The organism is Shewanella khirikhana, from assembly GCF_003957745.1.
In the GTDB taxonomy this organism is placed as follows: Bacteria; Pseudomonadota; Gammaproteobacteria; order Enterobacterales; family Shewanellaceae; genus Shewanella; species Shewanella khirikhana.
Window position 1 is genome coordinate 432162 of the sequence record NZ_CP020373.1, and the last position, 15607, is coordinate 447768.

At 56.4% G+C, this 15607-nt stretch carries 14 protein-coding genes; 4 read left to right on the top strand and 10 right to left on the bottom strand.

The window, feature by feature from the left end; translation table 11 throughout:
* Nucleotides 1–138 precede the first annotated feature (138 nt).
* Complete coding sequence (locus tag STH12_RS01820; RefSeq protein ID WP_126165976.1) at nucleotides 139–1854, bottom strand: chloride channel protein; 1716 nt, start codon at nucleotides 1852–1854, stop codon at nucleotides 139–141.
* 109 nt (nucleotides 1855–1963) lie between these two features.
* On the opposite strand from STH12_RS01820, the gene STH12_RS01825 reads away from it, so the two are divergent.
* Nucleotides 1964–2767, top strand: a complete 804-nt coding sequence (locus STH12_RS01825) for a DUF6776 family protein (protein WP_126165977.1) — start codon at nucleotides 1964–1966, stop codon at nucleotides 2765–2767.
* A complete protein-coding gene (erpA, locus tag STH12_RS01830; RefSeq protein ID WP_126165978.1) occupies nucleotides 2760–3110 on the top strand; it encodes an iron-sulfur cluster insertion protein ErpA in 351 nt (116 codons plus the stop codon). Before STH12_RS01825 ends, erpA begins: the two co-directional genes overlap by 8 nt.
* 191 nt (nucleotides 3111–3301) lie before the next feature.
* Here the strand turns inward: erpA and STH12_RS01835 are convergent, their stop codons facing one another.
* The 4 genes from STH12_RS01835 to STH12_RS01850 form a co-directional block, all read right to left on the bottom strand.
* Nucleotides 3302–3718 (bottom strand): hypothetical protein, encoded by a 417-nt coding sequence (locus STH12_RS01835; RefSeq protein WP_126165979.1) that lies wholly within the window; start codon nucleotides 3716–3718, stop codon nucleotides 3302–3304.
* A gap of 12 nt (nucleotides 3719–3730) precedes the next feature.
* Nucleotides 3731–4105: a DUF2750 domain-containing protein gene (locus STH12_RS01840; protein WP_126165980.1), complete on the bottom strand. Its 375-nt coding sequence runs from the start codon at nucleotides 4103–4105 to the stop codon at nucleotides 3731–3733.
* A 185-nt stretch (nucleotides 4106–4290) separates the two neighbouring features.
* The gene (aqpZ, locus tag STH12_RS01845; RefSeq protein ID WP_126165981.1) at nucleotides 4291–4992 is read right to left on the bottom strand and encodes an aquaporin Z; all 702 of its coding nucleotides are present in this window, start codon (nucleotides 4990–4992) and stop codon (nucleotides 4291–4293) included.
* A 164-nt stretch (nucleotides 4993–5156) separates the two neighbouring features.
* Entirely contained in the window at nucleotides 5157–7781 is a 2625-nt protein-coding gene (locus STH12_RS01850; RefSeq protein WP_126165982.1) for a S9 family peptidase, read from the bottom strand.
* A gap of 227 nt (nucleotides 7782–8008) precedes the next feature.
* Between STH12_RS01850 and STH12_RS01855 the strand changes: the two genes are divergently transcribed.
* Nucleotides 8009–10114: a winged helix-turn-helix domain-containing protein gene (locus STH12_RS01855; RefSeq protein ID WP_126165983.1), complete on the top strand. Its 2106-nt coding sequence runs from the start codon at nucleotides 8009–8011 to the stop codon at nucleotides 10112–10114.
* 110 nt (nucleotides 10115–10224) lie between these two features.
* Here STH12_RS01855 and STH12_RS01860 read toward each other — a convergent pair whose 3' ends face one another.
* Nucleotides 10225–11334 (bottom strand): anhydro-N-acetylmuramic acid kinase, encoded by a 1110-nt coding sequence (locus STH12_RS01860; protein ID WP_126165984.1) that lies wholly within the window; start codon nucleotides 11332–11334, stop codon nucleotides 10225–10227.
* Complete coding sequence (locus STH12_RS01865; protein ID WP_126165985.1) at nucleotides 11331–12728, bottom strand: peptidoglycan DD-metalloendopeptidase family protein; 1398 nt, start codon at nucleotides 12726–12728, stop codon at nucleotides 11331–11333. The genes STH12_RS01860 and STH12_RS01865 overlap by 4 nt, the downstream gene beginning before the upstream one ends.
* A gap of 127 nt (nucleotides 12729–12855) precedes the next feature.
* Between STH12_RS01865 and tyrS the strand changes: the two genes are divergently transcribed.
* Entirely contained in the window at nucleotides 12856–14052 is a 1197-nt protein-coding gene (gene tyrS / locus STH12_RS01870; protein WP_126165986.1) for a tyrosine--tRNA ligase, read from the top strand.
* 75 nt (nucleotides 14053–14127) lie between these two features.
* Here tyrS and STH12_RS01875 read toward each other — a convergent pair whose 3' ends face one another.
* From STH12_RS01875 to STH12_RS01885, 3 genes are read right to left on the bottom strand one after another with little or no spacing between them, the layout of a single operon-like run.
* A complete protein-coding gene (locus tag STH12_RS01875) occupies nucleotides 14128–14574 on the bottom strand; it encodes a nuclear transport factor 2 family protein (protein WP_126169387.1) in 447 nt (148 codons plus the stop codon).
* 30 nt (nucleotides 14575–14604) lie between these two features.
* The gene (locus tag STH12_RS01880) at nucleotides 14605–15228 is read right to left on the bottom strand and encodes a trimeric intracellular cation channel family protein (protein ID WP_126165987.1); all 624 of its coding nucleotides are present in this window, start codon (nucleotides 15226–15228) and stop codon (nucleotides 14605–14607) included.
* Complete coding sequence (locus STH12_RS01885) at nucleotides 15225–15602, bottom strand: DUF2721 domain-containing protein (protein WP_126169388.1); 378 nt, start codon at nucleotides 15600–15602, stop codon at nucleotides 15225–15227. Before STH12_RS01885 ends, STH12_RS01880 begins: the two co-directional genes overlap by 4 nt.
* Nucleotides 15603–15607: the final 5 nt, after the last annotated feature.

Sequence of the window (15607 nt, forward strand, 5' to 3'; positions counted from 1 at the left end):
AGCCGGCTTTCCAATTGCTGCGGACCGGAGCGCACAAGGGCGATTCCGACCCTGGGTTATGTAGGGTTTGGCTGAGGCGCAACTATAGCAGAAGGGCGCACGCTTTGAAATGGCGGCAGCTAAATTACCTGCGGGTTATCACACCTGACCGGAACGGATTTCCTGTTGCAGCTTGGTCCAGCTGATCACCCCAACAAGATTATCTTTATCTCCCTGATAAATATAAACTTCGCCAGTTCGTTTCGGTGAAAGGATCTCGTAGGCTTCGTTGAGGGTTGCGGTATCCGGCAGTCCCTGCATCGGTTGGCGCGACAAGGTAGTGCTGTCTTCAAAGGATTGCATCTCGAGGCGCAGCATCTGAATTTCGCCCTCAGCGCTTCGCACCATCACCGGGCGACCCTCGGCGCGTTTCATCACTTCCAGCAGCAGCTCATCATCATTTTTCACCACCACAAAGCGCCTGTCCATCAGGGCGCGCACGCCGGTTTTTTGCAGCCCCTGATTCACCGGCGGCACCTTGTAGCCAAGGCCCATGATGTCCAGCTGGCGGAAAAACACCGACTCGGTTTGAAACCACTGATAGGCGACCAGGAAGGCCGGAATGGTCACAAACATGGCCGGCAAAATAATGGAGGCATCGTTGGTGAGCTCCAGCAGCGCCACCAAAGCCGCCAGCGGCGCGCTCAAACACACCCCCATCATGGCGGTCATGCCGATTACTGTGTAGAGCCCCACGTAAGGCGCAATGGAGGGGAACAGCATGGCACTGATAAGCGCCAGAATGCCCCCAAGCAGCGCACCTATGCCGTAGAGGGGGCCGATAAGGCCGCCGGGAATACCCAGGCCAATGGCGGCTATGGTGGCGGCCATCTTGCCAATCAGCACGGCAATCAGTAGCAACAGGCCGGGGTTTTCGGCAATCACCGCATTGATGGCCAAATCCCCTGAGCCCAGCGCCTGGGGCAGGGCTATGCCTATGATGGTGGTGATGCTGCCTGCCAGCAGCAAGCGGACTATCAGGGGCCAGTGCTGGCCGGTGGCGGTGACTTTTAGCAAGGTCCAGTTAAAGGCCGCGGCAGCCAGCCCAAGCCCCAGGCCACCCAATGCCAGCAGTGGATAGTGGTCCAGTGGAATATGAATAACCTGAATGCTGTCGTATTCGTGCACGTTGCCAAACACCAGCTGGCTCGACACCGCGCCGCAGATGGCAGAAATCATGATGGGGAAGAAGTAGTGGATTTTGTACTCCCGCACCACCACTTCGAACACAAACACCACCGCCGCCAGCGGGGCGTTAAAGGTGGCGGCGATACCAGCTGCAATGCCACTGGCGCACATGATACGCACGCTGTTATCGGGGAGTTTGAATTTTTCGGCCAGCACACTGGCACTGACGGCGCCCAGGTGGATAGCCGGGCCTTCGCGGCCAACGGAGAAGTTGGTGGCAAGGGCAAACAGCGCCTGGAAGAACTGACCCGGGGCCGATTGCAGCGGGATCTTGCCGTAATGCATCTTGAAGCGGTGCAGCACATAGGCAATGCCCATCCGCCGGTAACGTTTGGAGCCAATGGTCGCCACCAACCAAATCAGCAGCGCGCCGAGCAGTGGCAGCAGCGCCCGCCAGTCATAGACCACATCGTTGATGTCCATGTTCTCGACACCCGTGTAGTGGTTGGCTCCCTCCAGCATCAGCCGGAACACAATAATCACCAGCGAGGCGATGATGGCGAAACACAGCGCCAGCGCACAAAGCTGCAAGCTGATCCGTGCCTCGGACAGCTTGTCTCTGAGTTCAGTGTTAACATACCTGTGGGTGAGGCGGCGCATCGCCTCGAGCCGGGTCTTGATCTTCATGCCTGCCTTGTGGCCTCGGGCGCTGGCCTTTGCCCTGCCTTAGCTGCTATTCTGCCCCGTCTCCGGATTGTTCCGGAGCCTTACTGTTCGACTAAGAGGCTGTTATTCAATGGCGAATTATCAACGTTGGCTCGATCGGCTGCAAGTGATGGAGCGCAAATTCCGCCCTTCGAGCTGGTATTTATTTTTGTTGATGCTGGTCGCTTTTTTGCTTGGTGCCCTCAGCTACCATCTCACGCTGTCGCTGGATCAGCCAGTACTGAATTTGGGCGGCGGTAAAAGCAAACAATTGGCCGAGCAGCTCAACAAGCAAAATCAGCTGCTGGCGAGCCGTACCCTGGAGCTGTCGCTGGAGAAAGAAGCCAACAGCCAGATGCAGGCCATGTTTGCCGAGCAGGCCACCAAACAGCGTGAGCTGGAGCGGGAGTTAGCGTTTTACCGCGCGGTAATGGCCCCCAATGAGAACGCCGAAGGGGTGACTATCCACGGGATGGAGCTGCTGCCTGCGGCGGCCGATGGCCAGCAGCGTATCAAGGTGGTGCTCACCCAGCTGCAAAAGCGTCGGCAAAACATCAAAGGCAAACTGGAGCTGACGTTCACGGGACTGGTAGACAACCAGCCGTCCAATCTGGCGCTGGAAGATGTGGGTGGCCAGCTGGAACCCTTTGATTTTCGTTATTTCCAGGTGCTGGAAACACCGGTGAGCCTGCCTGAAGGCTTTCAGCTGACCGGCATCAAGGCCAAACTGAAAGTCACTAAAGGCCAGCACAACAAAGCGGCACAGGCAGAACAGGAATTCAGCTTGCCAATGCTCACGGGTGAGACAAAAGAGCCCGGTATAATACTTGAACAAAATAGTCAGGTAACGGATAATTCCGACCAGCAATCTGAAGTACGAGGTAGTAATGACTGAACAAGCTGACGTAGCCATGCCCATCTCTTTCACCGATGCGGCCGCTGCCAAGGTTAAGGCCCTTCTCGACGAAGAGCAGAACGACGCCCTGAAACTGCGTGTGTACGTAACAGGTGGTGGTTGCTCTGGCTTCCAATACGGTTTTACCTTCGATGAGAAAGTGAACGAAGGCGATTTCACCGTTGAGAAACAGGGCGTGCAGCTGGTGGTCGACCCCATGAGCCTGCAATACCTGATGGGTGGCGAAGTGGACTACACCTCAGGCCTGGAAGGTTCACGTTTCTTTGTGAAAAACCCCAACGCGACCACCACCTGTGGTTGTGGTGCCAGCTTCTCGGTATAACCCCGACAAGCAGAGCAAGCCCAGCGGCTATTCAGCCAGCCTGAATGATTGGCTGAGATGCAGAGTAAGAACTGAGTAAGCTGCTGAGTAATAAGCCGCTGAGTAAGTGAGTAAGAAAGATAAATAGCAAAAAGCCGCCCAAGGGCGGCTTTTTTCATGGCTTGGCGTCGGCAGCTTGGCGTCAGCAGGGCTTAGCTCATCAGATTGAAGTTCTGTGCCCGGTTGAAAAACTGACCCACCTTGGGGGTAAATACCAGCCAAACCTGCAGGGCACAAAAGCCAATCAGGACCGCGAATATCGCGTAATCCGAGGCCTCAAAAGGCATGCCTGCCAGGTTTAGGGTGTTGGGGCCTGTGGCCACATCATCGCCCTGATCCAGAATAAACGGCAGCAGGCTCACCATACCAAGCTGCACCAGGGTGTAGCCTCGCAGGAACCATAATCCGGCCTTCTGGCGCGCAAACACCGCGACTACCATCAGCAGGGTGAGCAGACAAAACAGCACGCCCTGTTTGGCGACCAGACCACTGACGGCGGCAGCAACATACAGCAACATCAATACGATAAGGCGTTTTGGCATCGGGCTGTTGGTGGTGTTGTCAGTCATCTTGGCTCCGTATTAGTGGCGGGTTTTTGGCTTTAAACGGTTTTCCAGTTCCCAGGGCGGCACAACAACGCCCAAATCATCCTGTACCGGGAACACGGCAACCAGCAACTCGTCATCTTCCATGCCGGTCACCCAGCGCTCCAGCCACTCGTTCAGCGGAATGGCCAGCGGCTCGCAGTCTTTCCATTCATCCACGGCCCACAGGGCAGCGGCTTCTTCGGTTGGCCACATTGGAATGCAGTCGTCTTCTTCGGTGGTCAACATAACGCAACCGTCCGCATCCTGCAGGGTCCAGATTTCCTGATTGGCTTTCACCTGTTCAACCAGGTAGTCGTAGCGGGCATCCGGATTCAGGGTGGTGATTTGCGCCAGCGTCTTTTTGCTCATGGGTAACACTCTCATTGGGGGGCCTTGGCCCGTGCAACGCCTGTGTATTGCCCAGGCGCTTAATGGCGGCATGGTACCACTTGTGGCCAGGATGCAAAAGAGCATGCCTTGGTGGCCGTTGGCAAATGGCGGCCAATAAAAAGCGCCGCAAAGGCGGCGCTTGGTGAGCTGCACTGAAGGCGCTGTCAGTTCGTACTCTTGTCATCAAACATGCGATAGATGAAACCGGCGATGATGGCACCTGCGATGGGCGCTACCCAGAACACCCACAACTGCGAGATGGCCCAGTCGCCTACAAATAGCGCAGGACCAGTGGAGCGGGCTGGGTTCACCGAGGTGTTGGACACAGGAATGCTGACCAGGTGGATAAGGGTCAGGCCAAGGCCGATAGCGATTGGCGCAAAGCCTGCGGGCGCACGCTTGTCGGTGGCACCGAGAATGATGATAAGGAAGAAGGCTGTCATCACGATTTCACTGGTCAGCACCGCCGTCAGGCTGTAGCCGCCGGGGGAGTGTTCACCAAAGCCGTTGGAGGCAAAGCCGCCGGCGAGGGAGAAGCCGTCCTGACCCGAGGCTATCAGGTACAGAATGCCGGCACCGGCAATGGCGCCTGCCACCTGAGAGGCAATATAGGGCAGCAGTTCAGATGCCGGGAAGCGGCCACCGGCCCAGAGGCCGAAAGACACCGCCGGGTTGAGGTGGCAACCTGAGATATGGCCAATGGCAAACGCCATAGTCAGCACGGTTAAACCGAATGCCAGGGCGACCCCGACAAAACCAATTCCGAGTTCCGGGAAGGCCGCTGCCAGCACGGCGCTGCCGCAGCCGCCCAGAACCAGCCAGAGGGTGCCGAGAAACTCGGCCAGCATTTTCTGTGTCATGTTCATCGCAAATCATCCTTAGAAGTGGTGCCGGTGGCACAGGAGCTTTTTATGTAGCGCACTGACCGGATCCTTTTGGGCTACCGCTTTCCGGCTGTCCTATGATTGCCACCTGCGTGGCAATCGAGGTATCAGTCTTTGGTTTGATTTGCTGTTAATGGTGATAAAAATCAGTGGTTAATATTATCACCCTGCTGATTGTTGGCGGTTTTTTCTGTGTGACTTGCCGATTTTTTGGAGACTGAGCGGATAAGTTGCTCCTGCTCCCACAGCAGATGCTGCAGCGATTCCTTTGCCCGGTAGCTGTGGCCTTCAAAGGGCAGGGTAACCAGCCTGACGTTGCCGCCCAGAGTAGATACCGCATCAAAGAGGCGGGTCGACTGCATCGGATAAGTGCCTGAGTTAGTGTCGGCTTCGCCGTGGATTAACAATAATGGCTCGTTGATTTTATCGGCCACATTAAAGGGCGACATGGCCTGATACAGGGATTGCGCCTGCCAGTAGCTGCGCCGCTCATTCTGAAATCCGAAAGGAGTGAGACTGCGATTGTAGGCGCCACTGCGGGCAATGCCTGCGGCAAATAAATCGGTATGCGCCAACAGGTTGGCCACCATAAAGGCGCCGTAGGAATGACCGCCAATCACAATCTGGCTGCCATCACTTATTCCACGTGCTTTGAGAACCTGCACCGCCGCCTCGGCATTGGCGGTCAGCTGCTGGATAAAGCTGTCGTTGGGCAGCGCCTTGCCTTCACCAATAATGGGCATGGAAACCCTGTCGAACACGGCAATACCACTGGCAAGCATGGCGCGGGCGCTGCTGGCCGACACCGTGGGGTACGCCAGCGGGTTAAAGCTCAGCTGTCCGGCCACGCTGTTATCACGAAACTCCCTCGGATAAGCCCAGATAAGCACCGGCAGCGGTCCTTGTTCGGGGCGGTATCCGACGGGCAGATACAGGGTGCCGGAAAGCCGCTGGCCATCGGCGCGCTCAAACAGCAGTTGCTCGCGGCTGACGCCTTCAAGCCAGGGCTGACGCTTGCCAAGTGCTGTTAAAAAGCGCCGCTCGCCGCTGGCTGGACGGGTCCAGTACAGGGCGGGGGGGCTGTTGGGGGTCTCGTGACGAATCAGCAGGGTTAAAGGCGCAAGGGAAATAACCTCTTCTACCTGCTCAAAGGCATCAGCCTCACTTTGCCACAGGAGGCTGCTGTCTTCGCCAACCCGGGTTTGCTTGAGGAAAGGACGCATGCCGCTGTCAGAGTAACCCAGGCCATAGTGCAGCAGGGCGCCATTTTGGGTGGTGAGTACATGCTTACCGGCTTGCCAGTGGCTGTGCAGGGTGCCGGGATCGCGGTAAGTATCACGGCTGCTGATTTGATACCAATCCTGCAAAGTGAATGGAGCCTTGGCGGTTGCCGGCGTCAGCAGGCTGCGGCGGATCTGCTGCTTGCTGCGACGATATTGGGTGATCAGCAGCTTGTTATCGTCGCGCCACTGCAGGCTGCGAATAGGCCAGGGCGTGTTGCCAACCAGCGTGGGTTTGGCGCTAAAGGGTGGCGGCAGCTGCCAGATGTTATCGCGCCAACCGGTGTTGCTGTCTTTCGGATCTTTGCTCTGTTTATCCGTTTTACTGCCTGGCTCACTTTGCGCCCACACCAGATTGGCCTCGCCCTGCCAGTGCAGCAGGCGTGGATTGGGCGCTGGATGTTCATCATCGTCACCTTCGCTTTCGCTGCTGCGACTTTGCAGCTGGTAGCGAATATCGCCGCTGCCAAGTTCAATCACGGAAAAAGTCTTGGCAAAGCCACGATAAGGCACCCGCAGCGAAAATGGCTCACGCAGCTCAGTGATAAGCAAAAAGCGACCATCGGGCGAGGGGCTTGCATCAACAATGGCGCCGGGTGCACCTATGGGGCTCACTTCCCCCAGCGGTGATACCTGCGTAAGCTGGGTGCGGATTTGGGCGGCGAAACGGGCCTTATCGGCGGCGTTTTTCAACAGGTTGGTGTGGGTACGTTTGGCGGCCTGCCCGGGCTGACTTTGCTTAATGGCAGGGGTAATGCTCATGCCCGCATCCGAGCGGCTGCCTGATGTCAGCGGCAGTACCACGGCCGAGCTGTCTGGCAGCCAGACATAATCAACACCGAGGCTGAAGTTGGGTTTTAAATTTGGCTGAGCGCGAATGGTGCCGAGGCTCAAATCGATAAAATGCAGCACCGCTCTTCCCCGCGCCAGACTCACCAGCGCAAGTTGCTTGCCATCCGGGGAAAATTTGGGCGCTGTTATCGGCATTAAGGCTGCGAGCCCCGGCAGCTGCAACTGGCGGGTACCATCGGTGCTCATCAGACGCATATCATCGTAAAGGCTCAGGCGGCCGGGCAGGGCGCGCTCGGCATCGATTTCAGCGCCGGCAAGTTTCAGCAGTGGCCGTGCAAGCTCGGTTACCGATGGCGCGCCCTGGGGCGTTGCCAGCAGCAGCCATTGATTGTCGGGCGATACCAATACCCTGGCAGTTTTAGGCTGACTCACCACAGCGGCAAGCTGGTCGCTCGGCATCTGATAGCCTGTAAGCTGAGCGGCGGCCTGGTTGTGCTGGAATGCAGCGCCGCCGCTCCCGTCGAACTCGTTGTCGATATCCACCGCTGAGGCCATGCCTATGGGTAGCCACAGGCTCATCAGTGCGGCAATCATGTTGGTAATGGGCGCCGGGGCGCGGTTAAGCCGACGAGATGCAAAAAAGAGTGCAGCAGGCCTTTTGGCTGTGACAATCGCTGTGGTGGACGGTGAGCGGCGCATGGGAGTTAAACCCTGATAAAAGCAATAAGATGAAAAGGTTGTAAAAAAATCCAGCGGTTGCAGCAATTGCCCCGGCCTCGATTCTTGCTTGTTTATATCTCTATTTAATCTCTATTTCTTTTAAAAACATAAGTTTGAAAATAGAGCGTGAGTGTAATTTGCCTTGTAACAACACCGCTGGCAAATTTAGAATACTTGTTATAACACAAGACCCTGATTGGCCGATTATGAGCGAGACCATACAGAGCGTTTTCCACCTTGGCTACTGCCGGGTGGATGTCAGCGACAACAGCCTGAGCTTTCCAGCCCAGCCCGGGGAGGAGTGCGAGCGCATCACCCTGCAGCCCAAATTTATTGAGGTGCTCGCTTATCTTGCCCGTCAGTATCCCAGAGTTGTGACCAGGGATGAGCTGATCACCCATATCTGGGAAGGCAATGCCTATGTGGGCGAAAAAGCCCTGACCAACGCGGTGTGGCATTTACGCCAGCAACTGGCGCGGCTGGAAGGCGGCGACCCGATTGAAACGGTACGCAAGACCGGTTACCGGCTTTGTATTGCGCCTGAGTTTGAGAGCGTAACTGAGGACTTGCAGCTCACCTTAAGACGGCGGGTGCAGATGCTTGGCAGGGGCCTGTCACTGGCGCTGCTGAGCCTGGCAACCCTGGTGGCAATATTTGCCAACCACTGGTACCGGGACTCGCTGCATCGTCCGTTTGGGGTCGAGCGTCTTACCAGTGATGGCGGTTCTGAGCGCTTTCCGGCGGTATCGCCCAATGGTCGTTTTTTGGTGTATGGCGGCCAGCAACCGGGCAAAAAAGGCAGCCTGTTCCAGCTCGAACTCAATGAGCCCGATGCCAGCCCACGGCAACTTACTTCCTCCGCCAGCGATGAGCTGCGGGCCGTGTGGTCCAGCGACAGCAAGTCGCTTTATTATCCAAGTGAATCAAACGGCGATTGCCATATCACCCGCATGGCATTGAAAGATGGCACTTTTGAATCCCTCGCGCCCTGCACCAGCGTGACCACCGCCATTGAAATTTCCCCTGATGGCGACACCCTGGCGTATATCACCCAGCAAAAAGATGACCGAAGTTCGGGCATATACCTGCTGAAACTGAACCAGGAGGGCGCCAAACCGCAGCGGCTGTCCTGCGATGTGGATTGCCCTTACCGTGACCGCGATTTCAGCTTCAGCCCCGATGGCAAGTACCTCGCCATCGCCCGCCGGTTTGGCGATATTTCGGAAGACATTTTTTTACGCACCCTGAGTGATGGCACTGAGCGGCGCCTGACCCAGGGCATTGAAGATATTCGTGGTTTGTCCTGGCATCGTGATGGCCGCAGATTGGCATTCAGCACCGAAGAAGCCGGCAATCGTGATGGCTTTGTACTGGATGTGCAAAGCGGTGAGATAACCGCGCTGCACGTGGATGGCCTGAGTTACCCAAGATTTGTGCCCGGTGAGGATGAGCTGGTGTTTTATCACTACGACAATCATCGCCAGTTGGTGTCGCAGCATCCTTTTGCCAAGGTACCTCAGGCGCCGTTTCCGATGATTTACGGCAACTTCAGCCAGCGCTATGTGGATTATTCGGCCGAGGCCGGTCGGCTGGTGTTCGTCTCCAACGAGTCGGGCCACAATGAAATCTGGACCTCGGATGTGGACGGCAACCGAAGGCAGATGCATACCGAGCTGCGGCGTCAGGCTACCTCTCCGGCCTGGTCCCACGATGGCACCCGCATCGCTTTTATCGCCGCCGATACCAATCATGAAGGCAATAAGCTGCATGTGCTCGATACCCGCGACAACAGCATTCTGGTGATTGCCTCGCCCTACATTAACCACGGCAGACCCGAGTGGTCCGGTGATGACAGCTTTTTGATGGCCAGCACGGTGGATGGCCTGATGCGTTTCGAGTTCGATAACCGTGCGCCTGTGCTGATGAAACCCTCGATGCTGCGACGATTACAGGTGCTGGGGGATTGGCTCTACTTCAGCTACAGCGATGGTCCCAAGGGATTGTGGCGTATGCCATGGCGCGGCGGCGCCGTGCCTGAGCGGGTACTGGCATCGAAAGAAATGTATGACGGTTATAACTGGACAGTGACTGAAACCGGGGTGTTTTTCAGGATGCGCCGCTCGGGTGCCACGCTGCTGGGATTCCACGATTTTGCCAGCGACGAGACCAGGCCCTTCCTCGAGCTGCCGCCCAACAGCATCAGCCGTCAGGAAAACATGGCCTGGATAGCCGACAAAGAGAAGCTGATCCTGGTGTCCTGGAACTACCCGCGTCGGGATGTGATGCTGCTGCGACACCCGGCGCTGCAGTAGCGCAGCTCAGATAACAGCAATAAAAAACGGCCGTTTGGCCGTTTTTTATTGTGTGCTCGTTAGGTCAGCATTTGGTCTGCTTAGCTTCGAGCTGCCAAAGCTAATAATGCTCAGGCGGCGGGGAAGCGGGCGCCCAGCACGGCTTCGCGGCTTGCGCCTGTCACTGCGGGCAGATTTGCAGGCTGTCCCCGATGATGACGCTCGGCAAGCCAGGCAAAGGCGATGCCTTCCACCCACTTGGGGTCGACCCCAAGCGCCGAGGTGGTTTGAATACTGTAACCCGGCAGCAATGCACCCAAACGGCGCATCAGGGCGGCGTTGAGCGCGCCGCCACCGCACACATACAGCTCGCCCTCCCAGGACAGCTTATACACGTCCTGAGCAATGCTGCGGCAGGTTAAGTCCAGCAGAGTCGATTGAATATCCGCCTCATCCAGATTGGCAAAGTTCTCCAACTGCTGCTCAAGCCAGGCGCCATTGAAAAGCTCCCGGCCGGTGCTTTTGGGATAAGAGAGCGCAAAATAGGGATGTGACAGCAGCTGTTTAAGCAGCTTTTCATCGGTGGTGCCGCTTTCGGCAAATTCGCCGTCCATGTCGAAGGGCTGCTCTTTCACCTGTTGGATCCAGGCATCTATCAGGGTGTTGCCCGGGCCGGTATCAAACCCCAGCACAGCATCGGCATTGCCTGGCAGCCAGGTAATGTTGGCAATGCCGCCGATGTTGAGAATGACCCGGCACTCACCTTCCTTGGCAAACACTTGCTGGTGGAAGGCTGGCACCAGCGGCGCGCCCTGACCGCCAAGGGCGATGTCTTTACGGCGAAAATCGGCAATTACATCTATGCCGGTTTCGGCGGCGATGGTGTTGGGGTCGCCAATTTGCAGGGTAAAGCCGACTTCGAGGTTTGGCATATGGCGCACGGTTTGGCCGTGGCTGCCGATGGCCGTTACCTGGCTTTTATCAACCCCGGCATTGGCCAGCAGGGTGTTCACTGCTTTGGCAAACAGGCTGCCAACGCTGCGATCGAGTCGGCCCAGGCGGTTGATTTCGTCCTGCCCCGGCTGACACAGCCGCTGCAAACCCTTAAGCAAATGCTGCGGAAAGGGTTCAGTATGGGTGGCGATAAGCTTGGGCTCGGGACCGGCAAAGTCGACCAACACGGCATCGACACCGTCCATGCTGGTGCCGGACATGAGTCCGATAAACAGGGATTGGCTCATGGTGTTTGGGTTACCTCTGGCGCCATGGCCAGTTGCTGTTGTTTGTTAAAGGCAATTTTCGCCATCAGATCCTTGCTGATGCGGCTGAATTTACCCAGCTCTTTCTTGCCGATGGACTCGGCCTTGGGCAAATTAACGGTGCGCGGATTGCGGTGTACCCCGTTAACGATAAATTCGTAATGCAGGTGCGCGCCGGTCACCCGGCCGGTTTTGCCGAGGGTGCCAATGATCTGCCCCTGTTTTACCGAGTCGCCTTTTTTCACCTTGCGTTTGTTCAGGTGCAGGTACTTGGTGGTGTAGGTGCCGTTATGGCGGATAAACACATAGTTGCCGTTGTATTGGTTGTAACCCGCTTCAATTACCTTGCCGGAGCCTGCCGATTTAATCGGGGTGCCGATGGCGGCCACATAATCCACACCGCGGTGGGCTTTGACCTGGCCGGTAACCGGGTGCAGGCGCTTGGGGTTGAAGTTGGAGCTGACGTATTTGAAGTCCACCGGCGAGCGCAAAAACGCCTTGCGCATGCTTTGGCCGGATTCGGAATAGTAGTTGCCGTCATCGTAACGCACGGCGGTGTATCTGTGGCCGTCGTTGATAAATTCTGCCGCGAGAATAGCGCCGTTTCGAACAAACTTGTCGTCGGCGTAGTGCTTCTCGAAGAGCAGTGCAAAGCTGTCGCCTTTTTGCAGGTCCTGGGCGAAGTCGATGTCCCAGCCAAAGATAGTGGCCAAATCCATGATTTGTCCGGGGTTCAGCCCGGCATCCACGGCGGCGTTCCAGAAGTTGCTGCGAATATTGCCCTGGGCAAAGTCGGTGCGGGTCGACAGCTGTTTCACATCGAGGGATTCGCTGTAGCCGTTATCGCTTTTGGCAATCATCAGGGTGGTGATGGCATCGATACGGTAGCTCAGTTTGACCAGCTGCCCCTGATCGTCCTTGGCAATTACGATTTCTTCGCCGGGCATGATTTTCAGCAGGTTCTTTTTGGCTTCCGGCAACCTGGTAATTTCATAGACATCACGGCTGCTGAGGCCCGCGCGCTGAAACAGCGCCGCCAGGGTGTCGCCTTTGGCCACTTCAAAGTGTTCCACTTCCAAAGAGGGTTCCTGGCTGGTGGCCGTGGCCTTGTTAGCGCTGGCTGCTGGCTCAGGCTGGCTTTCGCCATTGGGCGCGGCAATATCAACCTCGGAGGGTTCGCCTGCGGGCGGCGTGGGTACGCGCTGGGACAGTGGCAGGGTAAATGCCATATCGCTGCTGGCTTCGGGAGTCTGGCGCGATGCCTGGGCATCTTCAGAGGGGAAAAACAGGGTGACTGCGGTTAACAGTACAAGAATACTCAGAACAATCTGGTGCTTTTTGGGAAGCAGTTTGAATAGCGTAATAACCTTTGTCATTTGACCCGGGTACCAATTCCCTGACTCTATAAACTGAGCCTAGTGTACACACTTTCATTTGCCCAGGCTAACAAGTAACATAAGTCTCTTTGATTGAATTCGGATACTGACAGAGGTAGCTGCCAACATGGCTGATTTGGACCAGGTATTAGCAGAAATTAAACGGGGCACAGATGAGATCCTGCTTGAAGCGGATCTGCTGGAAAAACTGAAGGAAGGTCGTCCGCTTCGGGTGAAGCTGGGTGCCGACCCAACCGCTCCCGATATCCATCTGGGCCACACGGTCATTCTCAATAAGCTGCGCCTGTTTCAGGAGCTGGGCCACGAGGTGATCTTCCTGATTGGTGACTTCACCGGCATGGTGGGCGATCCAAGTGGTAAAAACAGCACCCGTCCGCCGCTGACCCGTGAGCAGGTATTGGCCAACGCCGAAACCTACAAAGAGCAGGTGTACAAGATTTTGGATCCGGCTAAGACGCGCATCGAGTTCAACTCCAGCTGGCTGGAAAAACTGGGCGCGGCCGGGATGATCCGTCTGGCCTCGCACCAGACCGTTGCCCGTATGCTTGAGCGTGACGACTTTAAAAAGCGTTACGGTAGCGGTCAGCCGATTGCCATTCACGAATTTATGTATCCGCTGCTGCAGGGCTGGGACTCGGTTGCACTGCAGGCCGACGTTGAGCTTGGTGGTACCGACCAGAAGTTCAACCTGCTGATGGGCCGTGAGCTGCAAAAGGCCGAAGGCCAGAAGCCACAGACCGTTATCATGATGCCGCTGCTGGAAGGTCTGGACGGCGTGAAGAAGATGTCCAAGTCTGCCCACAACTACATTGGTGTGAGTGAAGCGCCGGACGAAATGTTCGGTAAAATCATGTCCATCTCCGATGAGCTGATGTGGCGCTACTTCGAGCTGCTGTCGTTCCGCCCGCTGGGTGAAATCGAGCAGTTCAAGGCCAACGTGGAAAGCGGTGCCAACCCACGCGACGTTAAGATTGAACTCGCCAAGGAAATCATTGCCCGTTTCCACGACCAGGACGCTGCCGACAAAGCGCATCAGAACTTTATCGATCGTTTCCAAAAAGGCGCCATGCCAGAGGATATCGAAGAAGTGACTCTGGCCGCCGGTGAAGGTATGGCGATTGCCAATCTGCTCAAAGAAGTCGGTCTGGTGGGCTCAACTTCTGATGCCATGCGTATGATTAAGCAGGGCGCCGTGAAGATGGACGGCGAGAAGCTTGATGACACCAAACAGGTGTTTGAGCAGGGCCACAGCGCCATCTTCCAGGTAGGTAAACGTAAGTTTGCCAAAGTGACCCTGAGCTAAGCTGATATTGATTTAAAGGCTATTGCCAATAAATACGGGCGCCCGCAGCGCCCGTTTTTTATGCCTGAAAAGCGACTACTGCACCGACAGCTGATCAGCCATGGTCTGGTAGTCGATAAGGTCAGTATGCTCGGTTACCCTGTGGTTACGCATATCCAGCCTGAGGGTGGTTACCGCAGGCACTGCCACGTCGATGATTTTGCCCGGTTTGCCGAACTGCTCACCCGGCCCTTTAAAACGGTAGTTGCCAATCATCACCACCAGCGAGCCTGAGTTGTACATGTGCTCTATGCTGAAACTGTATTCCAGCACCCCGGCATGGGCGCGCTCGAAAAACTCGATAATGAAGCGGCCGCCCTTGTATTTACGCCCGGCGGTGCGGTCTTGAAACACGCTGTCGCGGTTGTAGAAGCTGGCAAGCTTGTCGTAGTCGTGCTCAGTGAGCGCCTGAATGTAGTTCACTGCCATTTGCTGCTCCTGGGGCATCTCGCCAGTGCTGGCAGCAGCCCCAAAGCAGAACATCCACAGCAGTAACCCTATCTTTCGCACACGTCAGTCTCTCTTGGTTTTCAGGTCAAAGGCCGGCAATGACAGATGCCAGCGAATAGCCGCGAGCCTTAACATCAACGCACTCAACATCGACAGCCACATGGCCGTTTTGGCATTCATGCCCAGTTGCAGGCTCAGGGTGTAGGCGATGCCGCCGATGATGGAAGCGGTCGCGTAGATCTCGGTGCGAAGCACCATGGGAATTTGGCGACAAAGCACATCCCGGATAATGCCGCCGCCCACGCCGGTAATCAAGCCCATGATAACGGCCGACATGCCGTTTAAGCCGAGGCTGAGCGCCTTTTGTGCACCGATGAAGGTAAAGAGTGCCAGCCCCAAGGCATCCGCAATCGGCAGGGTGTACTGGGGCACCTTGCGCGGACGGCGGATAAAAATCAGTGTAAACAGCACTGTAGCCAGGATCACTATGACGTAGTTGGGATCCCTAAGCCAAAACACCGGCGTGGCGCCGATGATGGCATCGCGGATAGTGCCGCCGCCCACGGCAGTCACTGCCGCCAGTACCGTCACTCCAAAGGGATCCATGCGATGTCGCCCGGCAGCCAGGGCACCGGTTAAGGCAAATACGGCTGTGCCGCAGAGGTCAAAAAAGTAAATCCAGCTCATTTGCTCATCTCTTTCAGGTGAATATTGAGGGCATCCACCGAGATGCGGATTTCAATCACCGACAGGATCAGCGAATAAAGCAGCAGAAGCAGGCTGGCGCCAAAGATAAGCGAGCCGGTTTTATTCATGCCGACATAGATAAAAATCATACAGAGTACGCACAGGGCAAAGCTGGTAACGCCCGCCTCCTGCATTCTGCGGATAATCACGATGCGCTTTTTCAGGTTTTCAATTTGGCTTTTGTGCACCGGTTTGTCGTCGCTGGAGAGGCTGCGGATCAAGGCCGCCAGCGAAAAGAATCGATTGGTGTATGCCAGCAGCAACAGGGAGATAGCTGGAAACAGCAGCGCCGGAGTTGTCAGCGATATGTGCAGATGTT

Coding starts and splice junctions, on each gene's coding strand:
- STH12_RS01820 (WP_126165976.1), bottom strand. CDS start 1,854: ATGAAGATCAAGACCCGGCTCGAGGCGATGCGCCGCCTCACCCACAGG.
- STH12_RS01825 (WP_126165977.1), top strand. CDS start 1,964: ATGGCGAATTATCAACGTTGGCTCGATCGGCTGCAAGTGATGGAGCGC.
- erpA (WP_126165978.1), top strand. CDS start 2,760: ATGACTGAACAAGCTGACGTAGCCATGCCCATCTCTTTCACCGATGCG.
- STH12_RS01835 (WP_126165979.1), bottom strand. CDS start 3,718: ATGACTGACAACACCACCAACAGCCCGATGCCAAAACGCCTTATCGTA.
- STH12_RS01840 (WP_126165980.1), bottom strand. CDS start 4,105: ATGAGCAAAAAGACGCTGGCGCAAATCACCACCCTGAATCCGGATGCC.
- aqpZ (WP_126165981.1), bottom strand. CDS start 4,992: ATGAACATGACACAGAAAATGCTGGCCGAGTTTCTCGGCACCCTCTGG.
- STH12_RS01850 (WP_126165982.1), bottom strand. CDS start 7,781: ATGCGCCGCTCACCGTCCACCACAGCGATTGTCACAGCCAAAAGGCCT.
- STH12_RS01855 (WP_126165983.1), top strand. CDS start 8,009: ATGAGCGAGACCATACAGAGCGTTTTCCACCTTGGCTACTGCCGGGTG.
- STH12_RS01860 (WP_126165984.1), bottom strand. CDS start 11,334: ATGAGCCAATCCCTGTTTATCGGACTCATGTCCGGCACCAGCATGGAC.
- STH12_RS01865 (WP_126165985.1), bottom strand. CDS start 12,728: ATGACAAAGGTTATTACGCTATTCAAACTGCTTCCCAAAAAGCACCAG.
- tyrS (WP_126165986.1), top strand. CDS start 12,856: ATGGCTGATTTGGACCAGGTATTAGCAGAAATTAAACGGGGCACAGAT.
- STH12_RS01875 (WP_126169387.1), bottom strand. CDS start 14,574: ATGTTCTGCTTTGGGGCTGCTGCCAGCACTGGCGAGATGCCCCAGGAG.
- STH12_RS01880 (WP_126165987.1), bottom strand. CDS start 15,228: ATGAGCTGGATTTACTTTTTTGACCTCTGCGGCACAGCCGTATTTGCC.